We start from the raw sequence: 539 nt of genomic DNA on the forward strand, positions 1-539 counted from the left end.
CGCGCTTTTATTAACGGGAAGTGGCTCAGCTTGGTAGAGCACCTGGTTTGGGACCAGGGGGTCGCAGGTTCAAATCCTGTCTTCCCGATATTCCCAAAAAACATGGGGCCTTAGCTCAGCTGGGAGAGCGCCTGCCTTGCACGCAGGAGGTCAGCGGTTCGATCCCGCTAGGCTCCACTTTATTTAATATATGTCTCGGAGGTATACCCAAGTTCGGCTGAAGGGATCGGTCTTGAAAACCGACAGGCGGTGAGAATCGCGCGGGGGTTCGAATCCCTCTACCTCCTCCATTTTTTCTTTAATGGTTTAGACATATAATAATAAAATATTTTTTCCTTCATGGAGGTATACCCAAGTTCGGCTGAAGGGATCGGTCTTGAAAACCGACAGGCGGCGAGAGTCGCGCGGGGGTTCGAATCCCTCTACCTCCTCCATTTTTTAAAACTTTATATTGTCGCGGGGTGGAGCAGCACGGTAGCTCGTCGGGCTCATAACCCGAAGGTCGCAGGTTCAAATCCTGTCCCCGCAACCAAATGGTC

Annotated in this window: 5 tRNA genes; all 5 read left to right on the plus strand. The window is 51.6% G+C overall.

What is annotated here, in order from left to right:
• Positions 1–14: 14 nt before the first annotated feature.
• Positions 15–88 (plus strand) — tRNA-Pro (locus tag F3I02_RS27170).
• A 16-nt stretch (positions 89–104) separates the two neighbouring features.
• Positions 105–177, plus strand: a tRNA-Ala gene (locus tag F3I02_RS27175).
• A 20-nt stretch (positions 178–197) separates the two neighbouring features.
• Positions 198–290, plus strand: a tRNA-Ser gene (locus F3I02_RS27180).
• Positions 291–341: 51 nt separating this feature from the next.
• A tRNA-Ser gene (locus tag F3I02_RS27185) sits at positions 342–434 on the plus strand.
• A gap of 21 nt (positions 435–455) precedes the next feature.
• Positions 456–532, plus strand: a tRNA-Met gene (locus F3I02_RS27190).
• Positions 533–539: the final 7 nt, after the last annotated feature.

Source organism: Bacillus sp. SRB3LM, assembly GCF_015712745.1.
GTDB lineage: Bacteria > Bacillota > Bacilli > Bacillales > Bacillaceae_G > Bacillus_A > Bacillus_A thuringiensis_K.